The organism is Leeuwenhoekiella parthenopeia (assembly GCF_020782115.1).
Lineage (GTDB): Bacteria > Bacteroidota > Bacteroidia > Flavobacteriales > Flavobacteriaceae > Leeuwenhoekiella > Leeuwenhoekiella parthenopeia.
In genome coordinates this window covers 167,720-184,677 of record NZ_JAJGMW010000002.1, presented here as the reverse complement: position 1 = coordinate 184,677, position 16,958 = coordinate 167,720, and the positions used below count along the sequence as shown (strand labels likewise).

Annotated in this window: 20 protein-coding genes; 2 read left to right on the top strand and 18 right to left on the bottom strand. The window is 42.3% G+C overall.

Features of this window, described 5'->3' with window-relative positions; translation table 11 throughout:
- Positions 1–47: 47 nt before the first annotated feature.
- A complete protein-coding gene (locus tag LLW17_RS02075; RefSeq protein ID WP_228228607.1) occupies positions 48–365 on the bottom strand; it encodes an endonuclease/exonuclease/phosphatase family protein in 318 nt (105 codons plus the stop codon).
- Positions 366–441: 76 nt separating this feature from the next.
- Between LLW17_RS02075 and hflX the strand changes: the two genes are divergently transcribed.
- Positions 442–1,668, top strand: a complete 1,227-nt coding sequence (gene hflX, locus LLW17_RS02070; RefSeq protein WP_228228606.1) for a GTPase HflX — start codon at positions 442–444, stop codon at positions 1,666–1,668.
- Between the two features lie 69 nt (positions 1,669–1,737).
- Here hflX and LLW17_RS02065 read toward each other — a convergent pair whose 3' ends face one another.
- From LLW17_RS02065 to LLW17_RS01995, 15 genes are all read right to left on the bottom strand, one after another.
- The gene (locus LLW17_RS02065; RefSeq protein ID WP_228228605.1) at positions 1,738–2,685 is read right to left on the bottom strand and encodes a DUF3078 domain-containing protein; all 948 of its coding nucleotides are present in this window, start codon (positions 2,683–2,685) and stop codon (positions 1,738–1,740) included.
- 71 nt (positions 2,686–2,756) lie between these two features.
- The gene (locus LLW17_RS02060; RefSeq protein WP_228228604.1) at positions 2,757–3,260 is read right to left on the bottom strand and encodes a DUF2480 family protein; all 504 of its coding nucleotides are present in this window, start codon (positions 3,258–3,260) and stop codon (positions 2,757–2,759) included.
- Positions 3,261–3,283: 23 nt separating this feature from the next.
- Positions 3,284–3,613 (bottom strand): DUF59 domain-containing protein, encoded by a 330-nt coding sequence (locus LLW17_RS02055; protein WP_228228603.1) that lies wholly within the window; start codon positions 3,611–3,613, stop codon positions 3,284–3,286.
- Positions 3,606–3,974: an SdpI family protein gene (locus LLW17_RS02050; RefSeq protein WP_228228602.1), complete on the bottom strand. Its 369-nt coding sequence runs from the start codon at positions 3,972–3,974 to the stop codon at positions 3,606–3,608. The genes LLW17_RS02055 and LLW17_RS02050 overlap by 8 nt, the downstream gene beginning before the upstream one ends.
- Positions 3,975–3,976: 2 nt before the next feature.
- Positions 3,977–4,408 (bottom strand): SufE family protein, encoded by a 432-nt coding sequence (locus LLW17_RS02045; RefSeq protein ID WP_228228601.1) that lies wholly within the window; start codon positions 4,406–4,408, stop codon positions 3,977–3,979.
- Between the two features lie 36 nt (positions 4,409–4,444).
- Positions 4,445–4,846, bottom strand: coding sequence for an META domain-containing protein (locus tag LLW17_RS02040; protein ID WP_228228600.1), 402 nt, complete (start codon positions 4,844–4,846; stop codon positions 4,445–4,447).
- 64 nt (positions 4,847–4,910) lie between these two features.
- Positions 4,911–6,149, bottom strand: coding sequence for an aminotransferase class V-fold PLP-dependent enzyme (locus LLW17_RS02035; RefSeq protein ID WP_228228599.1), 1,239 nt, complete (start codon positions 6,147–6,149; stop codon positions 4,911–4,913).
- 43 nt (positions 6,150–6,192) lie between these two features.
- On the bottom strand, positions 6,193–7,506 hold the full coding sequence (gene sufD / locus LLW17_RS02030; protein WP_228228598.1) for a Fe-S cluster assembly protein SufD: 1,314 nt from the start codon (positions 7,504–7,506) through the stop codon (positions 6,193–6,195).
- Positions 7,507–7,543: 37 nt separating this feature from the next.
- Positions 7,544–7,936 (bottom strand): four helix bundle protein, encoded by a 393-nt coding sequence (locus LLW17_RS02025; protein ID WP_228228597.1) that lies wholly within the window; start codon positions 7,934–7,936, stop codon positions 7,544–7,546.
- Positions 7,937–7,972: 36 nt separating this feature from the next.
- Entirely contained in the window at positions 7,973–8,725 is a 753-nt protein-coding gene (gene sufC, locus LLW17_RS02020) for a Fe-S cluster assembly ATPase SufC (protein ID WP_228228596.1), read from the bottom strand.
- A 387-nt stretch (positions 8,726–9,112) separates the two neighbouring features.
- Positions 9,113–9,997, bottom strand: a complete 885-nt coding sequence (locus LLW17_RS02015) for an N-acyl homoserine lactonase family protein (protein ID WP_228228595.1) — start codon at positions 9,995–9,997, stop codon at positions 9,113–9,115.
- 30 nt (positions 9,998–10,027) lie between these two features.
- The gene (gene sufB, locus LLW17_RS02010; RefSeq protein ID WP_228228594.1) at positions 10,028–11,473 is read right to left on the bottom strand and encodes a Fe-S cluster assembly protein SufB; all 1,446 of its coding nucleotides are present in this window, start codon (positions 11,471–11,473) and stop codon (positions 10,028–10,030) included.
- 36 nt (positions 11,474–11,509) lie between these two features.
- Positions 11,510–11,839, bottom strand: coding sequence for a HesB/IscA family protein (locus tag LLW17_RS02005; RefSeq protein WP_228228593.1), 330 nt, complete (start codon positions 11,837–11,839; stop codon positions 11,510–11,512).
- Positions 11,840–11,983: 144 nt separating this feature from the next.
- Positions 11,984–13,318, bottom strand: coding sequence for a hypothetical protein (locus LLW17_RS02000; RefSeq protein WP_228228592.1), 1,335 nt, complete (start codon positions 13,316–13,318; stop codon positions 11,984–11,986).
- Between the two features lies 1 nt (position 13,319).
- A complete protein-coding gene (locus LLW17_RS01995) occupies positions 13,320–14,552 on the bottom strand; it encodes a choice-of-anchor B family protein (RefSeq protein WP_228228591.1) in 1,233 nt (410 codons plus the stop codon).
- A 129-nt stretch (positions 14,553–14,681) separates the two neighbouring features.
- Between LLW17_RS01995 and thiL the strand changes: the two genes are divergently transcribed.
- Entirely contained in the window at positions 14,682–15,734 is a 1,053-nt protein-coding gene (thiL, locus tag LLW17_RS01990; protein WP_228228590.1) for a thiamine-phosphate kinase, read from the top strand.
- Here the strand turns inward: thiL and LLW17_RS01985 are convergent, their stop codons facing one another.
- Positions 15,735–15,977 (bottom strand): DUF1660 family phage protein, encoded by a 243-nt coding sequence (locus tag LLW17_RS01985; protein ID WP_228228589.1) that lies wholly within the window; start codon positions 15,975–15,977, stop codon positions 15,735–15,737.
- A 199-nt stretch (positions 15,978–16,176) separates the two neighbouring features.
- Positions 16,177–16,944, bottom strand: a complete 768-nt coding sequence (locus tag LLW17_RS01980) for an alpha/beta fold hydrolase (protein WP_228228588.1) — start codon at positions 16,942–16,944, stop codon at positions 16,177–16,179.
- Between the last annotated feature and the right edge of the window lie 14 nt (positions 16,945–16,958).

The window sequence follows — 16,958 nt, the reverse complement described above, 5'->3', positions numbered from 1 at the left end:
GCAATTGTTTTCTTTAGCTTTATTATATAACTTCAAAATAGCAATATCTATGTCCCATCCGGAGAATTGTAATGTACAAAATCATAATTCAGATGCTGTAAAGCTTCGGTAGTAACGAGATCGCGCAGTACTTTTCTATATTCGACCTCTGCTACCCCCAGAATAGCAGGCGCGCTACCGGTTTCAGCCTTTCCGATTTTAACAATAACCTGAGACAACTTATTGAGTTTTTCCGCGTAGCGCGAAGAATTCCAGCCCAATTCTCCTTTTGGAGTAAACGCATCATCCAGAATATTGGGATCGTTAATGGTATCAAACAGGTTTTCGAGGTTGTAAAAGGCGATACTGAGTTTATTTTGAGGCATTCGGTTCTTTTTTGAATGGCTTAATTTAAGAAACCCTTAGCTTCTAAATCCGTACCTTTGCAACTTACTTGCATATATGATTGAAGAAACTAATATAGAATACGAAAAGACCGTTCTCATAGGTCTGATCACCCAATACCAGGATGAGGAAAAGTCTAAAGAATATCTGGACGAACTCGAATTTTTGGCTTACACTGCCGGCGGGGAAGTGCTTAGACGCTTTACTCAAAAATTAGATACACCTAATCCCAAAACCTTTATTGGTACGGGTAAGATGGAAGAAGTGCGTGCGTATGTAGATCAATACGAAGTAGGCACGGCGATTTTTGATGACGAACTCAGCCCTGCGCAGCAAAAGAATATCGAAAAGATCCTCAAGTGTAAGGTTATTGATCGTACTAACCTGATCCTTGATATTTTCGCACAGCGGGCGCAAACCAGCTACGCACGCACACAGGTAGAACTGGCGCAGTATGAGTATTTGCTGCCTCGTTTGGCCGGTATGTGGACTCACCTGGAACGTCAGCGTGGGGGTATAGGGATGCGTGGTCCGGGTGAAACCGAGATCGAGACTGACCGCCGTATTGTACGCGACCGCATCTCGCTTTTAAAGAAGAAACTCGAAAAAATAGATAAGCAGCAGGCCATACAACGTGGTAATCGCGGGGCTTTGGTACGTGTAGCTTTGGTAGGTTATACCAATGTGGGTAAATCTACTTTGATGAACACTATAAGTAAGAGTGAAGTTTTTGCAGAAAACAAACTCTTCGCGACGCTTGATACCACCGTTAGAAAAGTGGTGATACGCAACTTGCCGTTCCTGTTGAGCGACACGGTAGGATTTATACGCAAGTTGCCTACGCAACTGGTAGAATCTTTTAAAAGTACGCTAGACGAAGTGCGTGAGGCTGATTTACTGTTACACGTGGTAGATATTTCGCATCCGCAGTTTGAAGACCATATCGCTTCGGTTAATCAAATTATGGATGAGATTGAAGGAGGCGACAAGCCTACACTAATGGTCTTTAATAAAATTGACGCCTTCACCCACAAAACTATTGAGGAAGACGATCTGGTGACCGAGCGTACCGAAGAACATTTTACACTTGAGGACTGGAAACAGACCTGGATGTCTCGAGCAAACGGAGATGCCATTTTTATTTCGGCCTTAAACAAAGACAATATGGATGCCTTTCGCAAGAAGGTTTACGAGCGGGTACGGGAGATACACATCACCCGGTTCCCGTATAACAATTTCCTGTATCCGGAATACGATTTGTATACTGGTGAAGAGGAGGAATAATTCCACACAAAATAAAAAAAGCCCGATAGTATTGACCTATCGGGCTTTTTCATTTTTATACAGTTTGTTTTAGAAGGAATACGTAAGTCCTAGCAAATAGTAGGATTGCAATTGTCTATCCAGATTATCAAAAGTGGGTTCTGTCCCAGCCATATCATTTTCCATCCAATTATCTCTTGCAAAATCCAGATTTTCCTGCTTGTTGCCACGCAGACCTACTTCAAAACCTACTCCAATCTGATTAAACAGTTTGTAGTTAAAACTGTTAATCCAGGTAAAGTTTGAGTAATCATTACTTTTATAGCTTTGAAAGGCTGAAAGGTTGGATTTAAAAGCAATTTTACCAATCTGACGGGTATAATCGGCTACTATTTTAGCACCCAGAGAAGACTCGTATACCGTTTCACCAGTGCTAAATACAAAGTTGTAGTTGAGCGGATGCACCACCACTACCAAATTCGTAATCGGTGTCCAGGTCATACCCACCCCAAGATCCAGATAACCGGGATCATTAAAATTATCTAAAATGGTTGTTCGATACTCACCTAAGGTAGACACCGCGAGCTTTTCGCTTAATTTATAACCGTAAAGCGAGGTGACATTAAAAACATCGGTCGCATTGCGGAAGCTGTCGTCGTCAGTCGGATCATCGCGATCGTCGTATTTTACCCAGCCGAGGTTAAGGTTTAGGGCATTTCGCCAAAAGTACTTAGCCTCTTTTTTGTTAGCAAACGCATTCATAGTCGCAGCGATATTGGCCGAAGAAACATTAGGCGTCCCTTGAGAATACCAGCTGTTGAAGCGGCTGAAGTTTGCCCCTACAGTACCGAAGGCACCAAATTTCCAGCCCGGAAGATTATCAATTTGTGACTGAAGCGCGCTGACTTCTTTCTGAAGTTTTGCGATCTCGGCCTTTTTAGGAGCCATCTCTTCACGCAATTCTTCTTCGGTTTTTTCCTGCGCCTGAGCATAGCCAAAGCTCAGTAGTGCCAGTGCAAATACAACTAGTCTTTTCATAAATTTTGAGTGTTGGTTTAAGAGGCAAATATAAATAAGCCCCATAAATTATGGGGCATTTACTTTAAAAGCTATTTAGACTTGTACAACGGCACTGAGGAGCAGGCCTCGCCAAACATGAGGCTCTTTACGATCCCCTGTAGTTTTTGGGTAAGTAATATGTATGCATTTTGGGGTACCGGCTTGTTTGAACATCCTTTTACTATGACATACTCATCCTGATAGGCGGTAACGTCCAGCGTCTGAATTTGCTCGGTATATAAAATGGTTTCCAATTCTTCAAGACTGCCTACAACCACTTTTTTAGCAACGGGTTGTAAATAGGTTGTAACCAGCATATAGGCCCAGGCGGGTACAATGGCATTGGTACTGCAATGCAACGCAACGTAAGCGTCGTTATAAGCAGACCAGTCGTAGTTTTTTAGGCTCTCGCGAAAGTCTTTCTCACGCAGAATAAATCCTTCGGTCAACCATTGGGAAATGTCTATTTGTTCACGTTTACCGGCAGGGTATAAATCCTCCAGATTGAAGGTTTTTAACTTGCTGTTGGCTACGCGGTTTACAATTTCTTCCATATCCGATTCCGGAATTTTTCAGATTAGAGTAAGCCCAATTCCAATTTGGCCTCGTCGCTCATCAAGTCCTGACTCCATGGTGGGTCAAAAGTGATTTCGACCTCACAATCTTTAACCATATCAATGGTTTTAACCTTCTCCTCTACTTCCACCGGAAGCGTTTCAGCCACGGGACAGTTAGGTGTGGTAAGGGTCATCAGGATTTTGGTCTCGTAATCTTCGTTTACAAAAACATCGTAAATCAATCCCAATTCATAAATATCTACCGGGATTTCAGGATCGTAGATAGTTTTAAGTACGCGCACGACTTTTTCGCCGAGTTCCTGTGTGTTTATTTCTTTAGCTTCACTCATGGTTATTGTCTTTAAATTTTTTGTCGATAGCTTTTTGAGTCCTTACGAAAAGGTAAATTACAGCAAGCAGTATAAAACCCAAACCCGCAAAAACAGCTTCTTTTCCGTAAGTATTAAAAATCCCGGCAAAGGCTGATATTCCTGCCAAAATAATCAAAAAAATACCCGCTTCAATCATTCGCAAAGCCGAAAATTTCTGGGCAAAATCCCAGTGCTGCTTACTTTTCATCGATTTTGCGGTTCGGTAGCCGTATAAATAATTGATATGTTTCGGCGGAAACCGGTATAGAACGACAGCTGTACTAACAAATACGAGTCCGCAAAGACCTGTAGTAAGTGTAAAGCCATTATCCCAATACATGTTTAACTGTTTTCGGCTTTAGCCTTATAGGCTACAGCATATAGTTTAATTTGTTTGATCATACTCACCAAACCGTTTGCACGGGTGGGTGATAAATGCTCTTTAAGCCCTATTTTATCAATAAACGAGGTGTCTGCATCTAAAATTTCCTGTGGCGGCTGACCGGAAAACGACCGGATTAAAATAGCAATAATACCTTTAGTTATAATGGCATCACTATCTGCGGTAAACTCAATTTTATCCTCATTGAGATCTGCATGAACCCACACTTTACTTTGGCAGCCTTTAATGATGTATTCGTCGGTCTTGTATTTTTCGTCTATAAGCGGGAGCGATTTGCCCAACTCGATCATGTACTCATAACGTTGCATCCAGTCGTCAAACATCTCAAACTCCTCAACTATTTCCTGTTGTATTTCGGGAATACTTTTCATTCTGTTTTTACTTAAAGATCTGTTTAATACAGATTATTAATCTTCGCTGGCCGAGAGTAAAACCTCTTCTTCAGCATTGTATAAGGTAAGCTTACCGCGTTTCAACGTATAGCTGCTGGCATTTTGCAAAGCCTGAAAAAAGTTATACTCAAGCGTGGTACCTTCGGGACACATCATTTTAGTGGACACAGCAGGCGAAAATTTGATATTCTTACCACTCACCACGTAAGTAGAGCTGTACGAGTTACAAACCCCTTTCCCATTAAGCTGTCCGTTTTCGGCATTAAAGTTAAGGGTGATTTCCTTAACCGCTACCGAATCCCTTTTGATGGTCTGAACCTCGAAACTGCCCTGTGGGCCTAAACTATTTTTATCGGTTGATTTACATGCAGCTATTACTGTGCATATTAGAATCAATGTTGGCCAAATTGCTTTCATACTAGATTGTTTTGTTACGAAATTACTCGTAATCATTTAAATAGTATACTTAGAAAACTTAAAATTATACCAACATATTGCGGGCACGCTCAACTCCGGCAATCAGAGTATCGATCTCATCTTTAGTGTTGTAAAAAGCAAATGACGCCCGTACCGTTCCGGGAATTTTATAAAAATCCATAATGGGCTGTGCACAATGATGCCCGGTACGTACCGCAATACCCAGTTTGTCGAGTATGGTTCCCATATCGTAAGGGTGTACGCCTTTAATATTAAAAGAAATGACCGCTGTTTTATTTGGAATATCCCCGTAAATACGCAAACCATCAATCGCCTTTAACCGGCTTGTAGCATACTCGAGCAACTCGTGCTCGTACTCTGCAATTTGATCGAAGCCTATCGCATTCATATAATCTAAAGCCGCACCAAACGCAATTCCTCCGCAAATATTGGGCGTACCGGCTTCAAATTTATGAGGCAGACCGGCATAAGTAGTTTTTTCAAAAGTAACCTGATCTATCATCTCACCGCCTCCCTGATAGGGCGGCAGTTTGGTAAGCCATTCCTCTTTTCCGTAAAGCATTCCCACTCCGGTGGGTCCACACATTTTATGAGCCGAAACCACATAAAAATCTACGTCAAGAGCCTGTAAATCTGCTTTGATATGCGGTGCTGCCTGAGCCCCGTCAACCAAAACGGCCCCTCCCACATTGTGGGTCTTGCTAATTAGTTCTTCAATGGGGTTTACAGTACCTAAAGCATTACTTACGTGATTGACAAAAACCAGTTTGGTCTTTTCTGAAAGTAATCTGTCAAAGGCCTGCATATCCAGTGTTCCATTTTCGAGCATTGGGATGACCTTAAGCTGCGCCCCGGTTTTTTCGCAAAGCATTTGCCAGGGTACAATATTAGAATGATGCTCCAATGCCGAAACGATCACCTCGTCTCCGGCTTCTAATATCGAAGCAAAGCCCGAAGCTACCATATTAATCCCGTGCGTAGTTCCCGAAGTAAACAGAGTCTGGTACGCATTAGGAATATTAAAATGCTTCTGAATCTTGATTCGCGCCTGTTCATAAGCATCTGTAGCCTCCTGAGACAGCGCGTGTACACCACGGTGAATATTGGCGTTATAGCGGCTGTAGTAATCTACAATAACATCTATAACCTGCTGTGGGGTTTGCGATGTTGCCGCATTATCAAAATAAACCAAAGGCTTATCGTTCACCTTTCGCTTCAGAATGGGAAAATCTGCTCTGATTTTTTCCACATCAAAATGTAAAGAGGTATCTACGGAAGCCATTTGAGTAGTTTTTATAGTTAAAAGCGATTCGGGTCTGGTTTATTTAGACCTCAAATCCCAGGTTTACTCCCAATTTGTTAGCGATAAGCTTGGTAATACGTGATTTTAACTGGGGGATTTTAACGCTCTCCAATACGTTATTGGCAAAGGCATACATCAACAATGCACGACCTTCTTTCTCGCCAATCCCGCGCGTTTTCATGTAAAACAACGCATCCTCGTCAAGCTGACCTATCGTACAACCGTGAGAACAACGCACATCATCAGCAAAAATCTCGAGCTGAGGCTTGGAATTGATCGAAGCTTTGTCGCTCACTAAAATATTATTGTTAGACTGATAAGCATTGATTTTTTGGGCGATCGAGTCAACGATTACTTTCCCATTAAAAACACCGGTAGATCTATCGTCAAAAATTCCCTTATAATCCTGATGACTCTCACAATTGGGCTGCTTGTGATGCACCAGTGTATTGTGATCCACGTGCTGCTTATCTTCTATGATCGTAACACCTTTAAGTATCGAATTGTTGTGCTCCCCGTTCTGATAGAAATTCAAGTTATTACGGGTGAGTTTTCCACCAAAAGAAAAGGTATGCACCGCCACCTCAGACGATGTCTGCTGGTCTATGTGCGTGTTGTCAATTAAAGACGCCTGTTCTTTATCGTTTTGAATTTTATAGTAATCTACTCGGGCATGATTGCCTGCGTAGATCTCTGTAACCGAATTGGTAAATACCGGGTTGCTGTTTAAGCTTTGATGACGCTCAATGATTTGAACTTCGGCATTTTCTTCAACCACAACCAGATTGCGCGGTTGCAACATCAGGTTTGACTCAACGCCGGTAGCAAAGTGTACAATCTGAATAGGTTTGCTTACCGCTTTACCTTTGGGTACATAGATGTAGGCACCTTCGCGGGCGAAAGCCGTGTTTAAGGAAGTAAGACTATCCTTTTTAAGGATTTTATCGAAATACTTGTCGATTACAGACTTGTACTTAGGCTTGGTAAGAGCAGCACTCAACAGGCATACATCTACACCATCGTGTGTGGTTTCTGATAAATACGAACTGTATTTACCATCTATAAACACGATTTTATACGTATCGATATCATTCAGAAAGAATTTCTTGACATCTCTAAACTCTACCGCATCATCATTGCGCCCCACCAGGCTGTAGTCTTCTTTTACCAGACTGTTGAGCGAAGTATATTTCCAATTTTCATCTTTCCGGGTAGGAAAACCTTTTTCTTCAAAAACTTTAATTGCAGCGTCCTTGATATCGTGAATGCTGTTATCAAAATCCTGATTTTCCTGAAAAGTCAGATAAGATGAAAGTAATTTATCTTTTAAACTCATGTTTCTTGATTCAATATTCAAAGTTCAAAATTTCAGATTAGCTCTGAAATTTAGTCCCTTTGAGTTCTGATTTGTTTAGATAAGCAATGAATCCAGCTATTTGCTTACTCAAGGATTCACACTTTAATGTCAATCTATTTAATTCTTGTTCCTCAATGTATTGCCAGTCAAAAACGCGATACAACTGAGATCTTGTTTCACCTGCGGAAGCTTTTGCAACAGATAGAAATTGTCTGAATTCCAAATTACCATTTCTCTCAAAACCTTCTGCTATGTTGTCCATAATACTTCCTGAAGAACCTACAATCTGATCTCTCAACTTGTAATTTTCCTTAAGGCCGGTAGTTTGGACAATTGAAACAATTTCTTTTGCTAAAACCCGAGCTTCCTGCCAAATTTGTAAATCTTCAAATCGCTTTACAGTTGCCATCACTCCAATTTTAGACTTTGAATTTTAAATTTTGAACTACACTGTGGTCTCCGCTTTTACCCAGTCGTAACCTTTTTCTTCAAGTTCAAGAGCCAGTTCCTTACCGCCGGATTTTACGATTTTACCGTTTACCAAAACGTGAACAAAATCGGGTACAATGTACTCCAGTAAACGCTGGTAGTGTGTAATCACGATTACCGCATTGTCGCTGCTGCGCAACTTATTTACTCCATTAGAAACAATACGCAGGGCATCGATATCCAGACCGGAATCGGTCTCATCCAGAATAGCCAGTTTAGGCTCTAGCATCGCCATTTGAAAAATCTCATTTCGCTTTTTCTCACCTCCCGAAAAACCTTCGTTTAAGGAACGTGATAAAAATTTGCGGTCAATCTCAAGTAATTCAGATTTCTCTCTGATTTTCTTAAGCATTTCGCTGGCAGGCATGTCTTCAAGACCCTTTGCTTTACGCGTCTGATTGATTGCAGTCTTGATAAAGTTGGTCACCGAAACGCCGGGAATTTCTACCGGATACTGAAAAGACAGGAACACCCCTTTATGAGCGCGCTCGTCTGCGTCCATTTCCAGAATAGATTCTCCTTCAAAAAGTATATCGCCATCGGTAACTTCGTATTCTTCCTTACCCGCAATAACCGAAGACAAGGTACTCTTACCGGAACCATTAGGTCCCATTATCGCGTGAACCTCACCGGCATTGACTTTAAGGTCTATACCGCGTAAAATATCTTTATCTTCTATACCTGCGTTTAGATTTTTTATCTCTAACATATTCTCAATTCTTTGGGCTAGAAAAGCCCGCGTTATTTACTTTACTATTTCAAGGCGCGGCAAACCCGACTTTTCGGGGTAGCTTACAGCCAGTATTTCTTTTACTTTGACCACCGTATCTCAAGCTTCCACTTTAGGTGTATTAGAAACAATGATCACTTTTAAAATCACCTGAACAAAATCTTCAGGATTTTCTTTATAGCTGATGCCTGTGTGATTAGCTCATTTAGCCTTTCATCCGGCACAACAGGCTAAATTGATTCTTCAACCTTCAGCAGTGCGGCATCTTCATAACAAATGAACTCCCGGCTACCTGTTATGATTTAAGCTTTTAAGAACAACTTACTACGCTTAAACTCAAAACAAACTCCGGAACACACTTCGCAATTACTTGAGCGATTGGGAAGCCGTGGTCATCGCATTAAAATCATCCAGGTCGTGCTGAATCCACACTTTGGCATTCTTCTCTTTCACAAAAGCTTCAAAAGCTTTGATTGTTTCTTCAGACTGCGGGATATCGTAGTTAAACTGAGGCACGATAGCATCTTCGCGATTTTGCTCAAAATGATAGGTGTCTCCGGTTAAAACTAAAGGTCCGGTCTCAGGTAAATCAACAAACAAAGCATTATGACCTGCGGTATGACCCGGCATGTATTTGATAACAACACTACCGTCTCCAAAGACGTCATAGTCTTTATTAGCAATGATTTCTTTATTTTTTAAAGCCGAAAATGTATCAGGATTGTAAAATGAATTCCCCTTAATTTCTTCACTATTCAGGAAATCATCTTCACTTTGCTGAATAAGCCATTTCGCACCTGCAAAATGATTAGCGGCACCGGTATGATCAAAATGAATGTGTGAAAATGCGATCATATCTACATCTTCCGCACTTAAACCAATACTTTTCAACTGCGTTGTGATGCTGTCTTTACGCGAGATCGTAAAAGCACCACCTTCCGGAGTGTAATCTCCCTGACCAACCAGCATTTCCGGAAGACCGCTATCCCATAACAAGATTCCGTTAGGGTGTTTGATCACGTAAAATGCATCTGCAAGCTGCTTGCTTTCGCCTTTATAGGTATCTCCCTGAGCAAAAAGATTCAGATTATTTGCCATGATACTACCACCGTCAAAAGCATAAAGCTCTACAGCCGGTTTTGCAGGTTCTTCAACAACTACCTCTTCGGTATTTTCTTCTTTCTTAGTTTCTTTACAACCAACGACTAATAAAGCAGCCAGTGCAAAAAATGTAATTTTCCTGATAAGCATATTTTTTGGTTTGTGGTTAATGTTTTGGTTTTAGCCTACTGAACCTTCCAGCGAAATCTCCAGAAGCTTTTGAGCTTCTACTGCAAATTCCATTGGCAGTTTGTTTAACACCTCTTTGCTAAAGCCATTTACAATCAGAGCGATTGCTTTTTCGGTATCTATACCCCGCTGGTTACAGTAGAAAATCTGGTCTTCGCCAATTTTACTGGTAGTCGCTTCGTGTTCTACCCGTGCCGATTTGTTATTGGCTTCAATATAGGGGAAGGTATGAGCCCCACATTTATTGCCCATAAGTAACGAGTCACATTGTGAAAAGTTACGGGCATTTTGTGCCCTGCTGTTGATCTGAACCAGACCGCGATAGCTGTTTTGACTTTGACCGGCAGAAATACCTTTGGAAATAATAGTACTTCGGGTGTTTTTACCCAGGTGCACCATTTTAGTACCGGTATCTGCCTGCTGAAAATTGTTGGTAACCGCAATGGAATAAAATTCGCCAATTGAGTTATCTCCTTTCAAAATACAGCTGGGGTATTTCCAGGTTACGGCACTACCCGTCTCAACCTGAGTCCAGGAAATTTTGGCATTCTTCTCGCAAAGTCCGCGTTTGGTCACAAAATTATAAACCCCTCCTTTACCCTGATCATTACCGGGATACCAGTTTTGAACAGTAGAATATTTAATCTCTGCTCCGTCAAGCGCAATAAGTTCTACAACCGCTGCGTGCAATTGATTCTCGTCTCGCGAAGGCGCTGTACAGCCCTCCAGATAACTCACATAACTATCCTCATCGGCTACCACGAGTGTACGCTCAAACTGACCGGTACCGGCCTGATTGATACGGAAATATGTAGAAAGCTCCATCGGGCAACGCACTCCTTTCGGGATGTAGCAGAACGAACCGTCACTAAATACCGCACTGTTTAAAGCCGCATAGAAATTATCTTTCTGCGGAACTACAGAGCCGATATACTTCTTAATCAATTCAGGATGCTCTTTTATCGCTTCAGAAATTGAGCAAAAGATAATTCCTTTTTCAGCCAGTGTTTTTTTGAAAGTTGTAGTTACCGAAACGGAGTCCATCACCACGTCAACCGCAACACCGGCAAGCTTTTTCTGCTCGTCCAGTGAGATCCCCAAACGCTTGAAGGTATCTAGCAACTCGGGATCAACCTCATCAAGGCTGTCGTATTTCGGTTTTTTTGAGGGTGCGGAATAGTACGAAATATCCTGAAAATTAGGTTTCGTGTAATGTACATTAGCCCACTCCGGCTCTTCCATTGTTTGCCAATACCTGAAAGCCTCCAGACGCCAGTTTGTCATCCATTCGGGCTCTCCTTTTTTTAAGGAAATAGCTTTTACAATTTCTTCATTAAGTCCCACGGGGAATGTATCAGACTCGATGTCTGTATAAAACCCGTACTTATATTCTTTGGTCGCTAATTCTTTTTCTAAGTCGTCTTCTGTATACGCCATATATCTTTTCTAAACTGTTGAAAACAGGTAAAACTATTAAAGTGAGAAACTTTCACCACAACCACAGGTGCGTTGTGCGTTGGGGTTATTAAAAACGAAACCTTTTCCGTTTAAACCACCACTATATTCGAGAGTAGTACCTATGAGATACAGAAAGCTGCGTTTGTCAACAATGAGTTTAACCCCGTTATCTTCAAAGAGTTTATCTTCTGCATCCTTGCTTTTATCAAATTTAAGTTCATACGACAAACCACTGCAACCGCCGCTCTTTACACCCACGCGCACGTAGTCTGCCACAGCATCATAACCCTCTTCGGTCATCAAAGCGGTTATCTTCTTTTTTGCGTCTTCACTTACTTTAATCATATTAATTCTAAATTAGTGCAAATATACCATTTAAGTAGGGTTTTACCATACAACCTTACATTAAACTATCTTATCAAATGATAGGCTGCGCCAATATAAAACGCTGTTGAAATAAGAAATAGATATAGTACCGGGAAAAGTAAGTTAACGCAGCTGAAGGAGGATCAGATCATCTTTCCCAAAACCGGAAGCCGATTCAACAGAAGAACTTGCGGTGGTAGCCAGAACATAAAGTATTCCTTTTTCAGAATAAACGGCGTCTGTCCCGAGATCAATACCTTCACCTCCCCATGTTTCCTGCCACAGCAATTGCCCTTCAGAGTCAACCTGAAAAACCCAGATATCGTTTGCACCCGCGTTTCCGTTGGAAGTAGTATCAGCGCTTCGGCTATTTCCAATTATAAAAAAGCTGTCATCAGGTCCCGGCGTAATGCTCCGGGAAAATTCAAAATCGGTTCCACCAAAACTGCGCTGCCATTTCAGATTTCCGGCGGCGTCGATGCGCATTACCCAGGCATCGAAGTCTCCGTTTGAAGCAGTCACATCCCCGTCTGTACTATTGCTTTGGCCCACAATAAGACAATCGCCATTGGACAAAAACACAGCATCGTAAGCGATGTCAATACCCGAACCGCCAAAGGTCTTTTCCCACTGCATACCTCCGGTTTTGCTGAGTTTTACAATCCAGTAATCATAACTGCCGTGGGTTTGAGAGATGTCAAAATCATCACTTTCGGTAAAACCGATCAACATAAACCCGCCATCAGGAGTTTGCAAAGCTTTGTAGGAACGGTCATTATTGCTTCCACCAAAATAATTACGCCACTCCAGATTGCCTGAAGCGTCTAATTTCTGACCCCAAAATTCCCCAACTCCGTGTTTAGAGTTTTCATTTCCGGCTCCACCTGAAGCCGTAACATCGAGATAGCCTGCGCTAAAATAGCCGCCGTCTTCAGTTTGAATTACAGAATACGAATGATCGTGGCCGGCAAAACCATAACTTTTTTCCCATTCAATACCTCCCGAAGCATTGGTTTTAACAAACCAGGTATCGTGAAAGCCTTCATTTTTACTGGCATCCCCATCTGCACTCATACTGTAACCTCCCATCAAAAAGCCGCCATCTGAGGTAGCGATTAAATCGGTGGCTACATCACCATCGTTGCCACCGAAAGTTAAAGATTGAGATATATTACCCGAATCATCCAGACGCAACAGCCAGTAATCTTCACCTGCTCTGGTTTTGCCGGCGAGCATCCCGTCAACACTTTGCGCGGTTCCCAAAACCGCAAAACCACCGGCATCGAGACTTACGAGCGCCGCTGCCCGATCATCAAGACTCCCGCCGTAGTGTTGCAGACTCACCAATTGGCCCCTAAATGAATTACTCGAAGCAGCATCCAACTGCGTATCGTCTTCGGCGCAGGCGACAGTAAGCAGGAACAAACTGAAAATTCTAAATGCAGTGCGAGCCTTCAACCTAATTTGATTTTTTGATTACGAAAAGACCCCCTTCTATATCGCTGATGATAATGTTTCCGCTGGCGAAATACGGATAATTGCTCCAGGCCCCTTCAAAACCGGTCACATTGGAAGAAGGATAGGTGTCAAAAAAACCGGTTTCCATAAAATTGGCGTTACCAATATCGCTTATGTCTAAAATGCGTAGGCCTGCGGAATAATTGCTGAGGTAAAGCGTGTTGCCTTTTACATAATAATTGTGATCAATAGCCCGGGTGGGACCCGCATAAGTCCCCACTTCAACCGGGTTATCCAGATCAGAAAAGTCAAAAACAAGACTGCGTGTATTGAAACCCACCCGCAATTCGTCCAGCTCATCATTGGCTATAAAGTAACGCTGATCTTCAGAAAACCAGCCCTGATGCGTGTAAAAAGCATTGGCATATTCCATTTTTGATATAAAAACAGGATTTGCAGCATTGGTTACATCAATGATGGTAACGCTGTCTTCGTTACTGGCCACACAAATTTGGCGACCGGTATAGTCTAAATCGGGACCTGAGTAGGTGACTACCTGCGCATCGTGGGTATAACCGTCGCCATCATATCCCCCCAGGGTTGTTGGATTTTGAGGGTCTGTGACATCGATAATATGAATACCTCCCTTGAACGTTTCGGCACCCACAACATAAACCCGGGCCTCATCTTCGTTAATAACCACGTTATGAGCACTGCCAAAGTCAAGATTCACAGCATCGGCTGTAAAGGTTTGTGCGGCAGTAAGGTTTCTCAGTCGCGTGAGGTCAAAAACCTGCAAACCGTGATTGGGTGCCTCGCTGACGATATAGGCGTGATTGCCATAAACTTTTATATCGCGCCAGGGAGAAGCTACAGTCCGGGTGGGTAATTTGCCTAAATAAATCGGGCTTTCAGCATCTGAAATATCAACAAAAGTGGTTCCGTTATCGACTCCCATTAGTGCATATTCCTTTCCTGAAACCGGGTCTGTCCAGCCCCAGACATCGTTGCCCGAAGCTCCCTGTAAGCGTCTTAGCGGAATTCTGCTCTGCAAATCATAGCCTGAACATGGGTATTCCCCTGCAAATCCGTTTTCACACGGAGTGGCTGTACCCTGCGTAAGCCCATCGTCTCCGGCGTCAATCGCAGGAGGCAAATCTGCATCATCTGTACGCGAACAAGCCGCTAAAAAACACATAGCAAACAAAGCGGGGAGCAGATGATCAAATTTCATAATCGTTGATTTTAATAGAACAACAGCCTCTTTTATTTCTGAAGGCAGCCTTCTAAAATAGGTTAAACGTTTAAAACACCTAAGTATTTCGAGTAATTCCCGTTAACTTTGCACCAAAATACAGGAGTTATGTTTGAAAACAAAGAGCAAAGCCGAACCTCGCTGAGTGAGCTGGGTGAATTTGGACTCATAGACCATCTGATCAAAAATTTTAGCATTAGCCAGGAAACCACTGTTAAAGGTATTGGGGACGATGCCGCTGTAATAGATACGAAAGGTAAACACCTTTTGGTTTCGACAGATTTGTTAATTGAAGGGGTACACTTTGATTTGGCGTTCATGCCCTTAAAGCATCTGGGCTATAAAGCGGTGATGGTTAATCTTTCAGACATTTACGCGATGAATGCCAAAGCCACGCAAATCACCGTTTCGCTGGCTGTTTCAAACCGTTTTCCGCTAGAAGCTCTTGAAGAATTGTATGCCGGTATTGAACTGGCTTGTTCAATTTACAAAATAGATCTCGTAGGTGGGGACACCACTTCGAGTACCAAAGGCCTTTTGATAAGTGTAACAGCAATGGGAGTTGCAGATGCCGATGACATCGTTACCCGCTATGGTGCAGGCGAAGGTGATTTACTCGTCGTTTCAGGAGACCTGGGCGCTTCGTATATGGGTTTACAGGTTTTGGAACGCGAAAAACAGGTACATCAGGTAAATCCCAACGCACAACCTGATCTTGAGCCGTATTCTTATCTCATTGAGCGCCAGCTTAAGCCTGAAGCCCGAAAGGATATTGTAGAACTGCTTGCTGCTCTGGAGGTTAAACCCACGGCTATGATAGACATTAGCGACGGTCTATCTTCAGAAATTATACACCTGTGCAAAAAGTCTGAAGTAGGATGCAGACTCTACGAAGAAAAAATACCTCTTGATCCCCAGCTCATTAATGTATGTGAGGAGTTTGAAATTGACAGTACAACTGTTGCCCTAAGCGGCGGGGAAGATTATGAGCTGCTCTTCACCATCAGGCAGGAGGATTTTGAAAAGATCAAGGGCAATCCCAATTTTAGCATCATTGGGCATATGACCGCAGCTAATGACGGTATGAATTTAATTACCCGTGCAAATACAGCAATACCAATAGTTGCCCGTGGATGGAATGCACTTCAGAACGAGGAGTAATTATGCCAACTGGCGTGCGTGCCTGAAAATGTAGAATTTTTCCATCACCTCATTAATGCGACGCAATTTTGGGGTTAGGGGCTGTAATTCACCGTGGTCATTTTCGGTAAATTGCTGACGGCATTTACAGCACTCATATTCTTTTTTGTTAGTTTGATAAGACCGAAGAACCTGATACTTGTGGCCAAATAGCTTACATAGAATCAGGTGATAGGGGTTTTTGGAGAAGAACGAATAATTCATTTTTAGGGTTTTTGAAATTAGGTAGTTAAATTTAACAGAATTATTCGTTAAAAAAAATTTTAATCGCCAAAACGCACATTTTATCAGCTTAAAGCACATAATTGAAGATTTTTTAATCTTTTCCTCTATTTTATGTGTAAAACTCAATAAAAAGCCCGGTTATCAACAAATGTTGAAAACTTTTTTCCGCCTAAAATCATTAAAAACCGACCAATAAACTCACAACTTCCGTAAAATTCTCAATATGAAGCATATGCCCGCCGGTTAAAACGTCAATTTTCACCCCCTGAGATGAAAACTTTTGCTGCATTTTACCGGGATCAATAAGACCATCATCACTGCCTAAAATCATGCCTTTTTTAAACCTTGCACGTTCCCAAAACTCCGAATAATCAGGTCGTTTGCTCATCGCCTTTTGGCAGGCTATGTACGCTTCTGCACTAACCTGGAGGGCTTCGGCTTTTGTTTGTGCAATTTCCTGTTCCAGGGCCGCTCTCTTCTTTGATGAAAACAAATTGGTTACAGACATTGAGATGAGGGCTTCATAATTACGCCCGGCCATATCCACAGCATGATTGCGCATTTCCTTCCGCTCTGCGCTATCTGCTTCAGGCGTAGAATTAAGCAATAAAATCCCTTTTGTTTTTTGAGGATAGGCTTCCGCGAATACGAGTGCCACATAGCCACCCATAGAATGACCTACAAATTTCACCTCGGTAAGCTCCAGTTTTTCGAGAACTTCTTTTACTGCCCCGGCCATATCAGAAAGCGTCATCTCATCATGAGCAAGATTTGAATTTCCATGACCCGGCAAATCGATCACCAGTATGTGGTAGTGCTTAACGAGTTCGTCAAGCATAGGCTCCCACATCAGGTGATTCTCCAAAAAACCATGCAGCAGGCATAAGGTTTCACCCTTGCCGTAGTGCTTATAAAATAATTGTCCCTCGCCTTTCTTTGCGTTCATTTTAGTTTATCTTT

Coding starts and splice junctions, on each gene's coding strand:
- LLW17_RS02075 (WP_228228607.1), bottom strand. CDS start 365: ATGCCTCAAAATAAACTCAGTATCGCCTTTTACAACCTCGAAAACCTG.
- hflX (WP_228228606.1), top strand. CDS start 442: ATGATTGAAGAAACTAATATAGAATACGAAAAGACCGTTCTCATAGGT.
- LLW17_RS02065 (WP_228228605.1), bottom strand. CDS start 2,685: ATGAAAAGACTAGTTGTATTTGCACTGGCACTACTGAGCTTTGGCTAT.
- LLW17_RS02060 (WP_228228604.1), bottom strand. CDS start 3,260: ATGGAAGAAATTGTAAACCGCGTAGCCAACAGCAAGTTAAAAACCTTC.
- LLW17_RS02055 (WP_228228603.1), bottom strand. CDS start 3,613: ATGAGTGAAGCTAAAGAAATAAACACACAGGAACTCGGCGAAAAAGTC.
- LLW17_RS02050 (WP_228228602.1), bottom strand. CDS start 3,974: ATGTATTGGGATAATGGCTTTACACTTACTACAGGTCTTTGCGGACTC.
- LLW17_RS02045 (WP_228228601.1), bottom strand. CDS start 4,408: ATGAAAAGTATTCCCGAAATACAACAGGAAATAGTTGAGGAGTTTGAG.
- LLW17_RS02040 (WP_228228600.1), bottom strand. CDS start 4,846: ATGAAAGCAATTTGGCCAACATTGATTCTAATATGCACAGTAATAGCT.
- LLW17_RS02035 (WP_228228599.1), bottom strand. CDS start 6,149: ATGGCTTCCGTAGATACCTCTTTACATTTTGATGTGGAAAAAATCAGA.
- sufD (WP_228228598.1), bottom strand. CDS start 7,506: ATGAGTTTAAAAGATAAATTACTTTCATCTTATCTGACTTTTCAGGAA.
- LLW17_RS02025 (WP_228228597.1), bottom strand. CDS start 7,936: ATGGCAACTGTAAAGCGATTTGAAGATTTACAAATTTGGCAGGAAGCT.
- sufC (WP_228228596.1), bottom strand. CDS start 8,725: ATGTTAGAGATAAAAAATCTAAACGCAGGTATAGAAGATAAAGATATT.
- LLW17_RS02015 (WP_228228595.1), bottom strand. CDS start 9,997: ATGCTTATCAGGAAAATTACATTTTTTGCACTGGCTGCTTTATTAGTC.
- sufB (WP_228228594.1), bottom strand. CDS start 11,473: ATGGCGTATACAGAAGACGACTTAGAAAAAGAATTAGCGACCAAAGAA.
- LLW17_RS02005 (WP_228228593.1), bottom strand. CDS start 11,839: ATGATTAAAGTAAGTGAAGACGCAAAAAAGAAGATAACCGCTTTGATG.
- LLW17_RS01995 (WP_228228591.1), bottom strand. CDS start 14,552: ATGAAATTTGATCATCTGCTCCCCGCTTTGTTTGCTATGTGTTTTTTA.
- thiL (WP_228228590.1), top strand. CDS start 14,682: ATGTTTGAAAACAAAGAGCAAAGCCGAACCTCGCTGAGTGAGCTGGGT.
- LLW17_RS01985 (WP_228228589.1), bottom strand. CDS start 15,977: ATGAATTATTCGTTCTTCTCCAAAAACCCCTATCACCTGATTCTATGT.
- LLW17_RS01980 (WP_228228588.1), bottom strand. CDS start 16,944: ATGAACGCAAAGAAAGGCGAGGGACAATTATTTTATAAGCACTACGGC.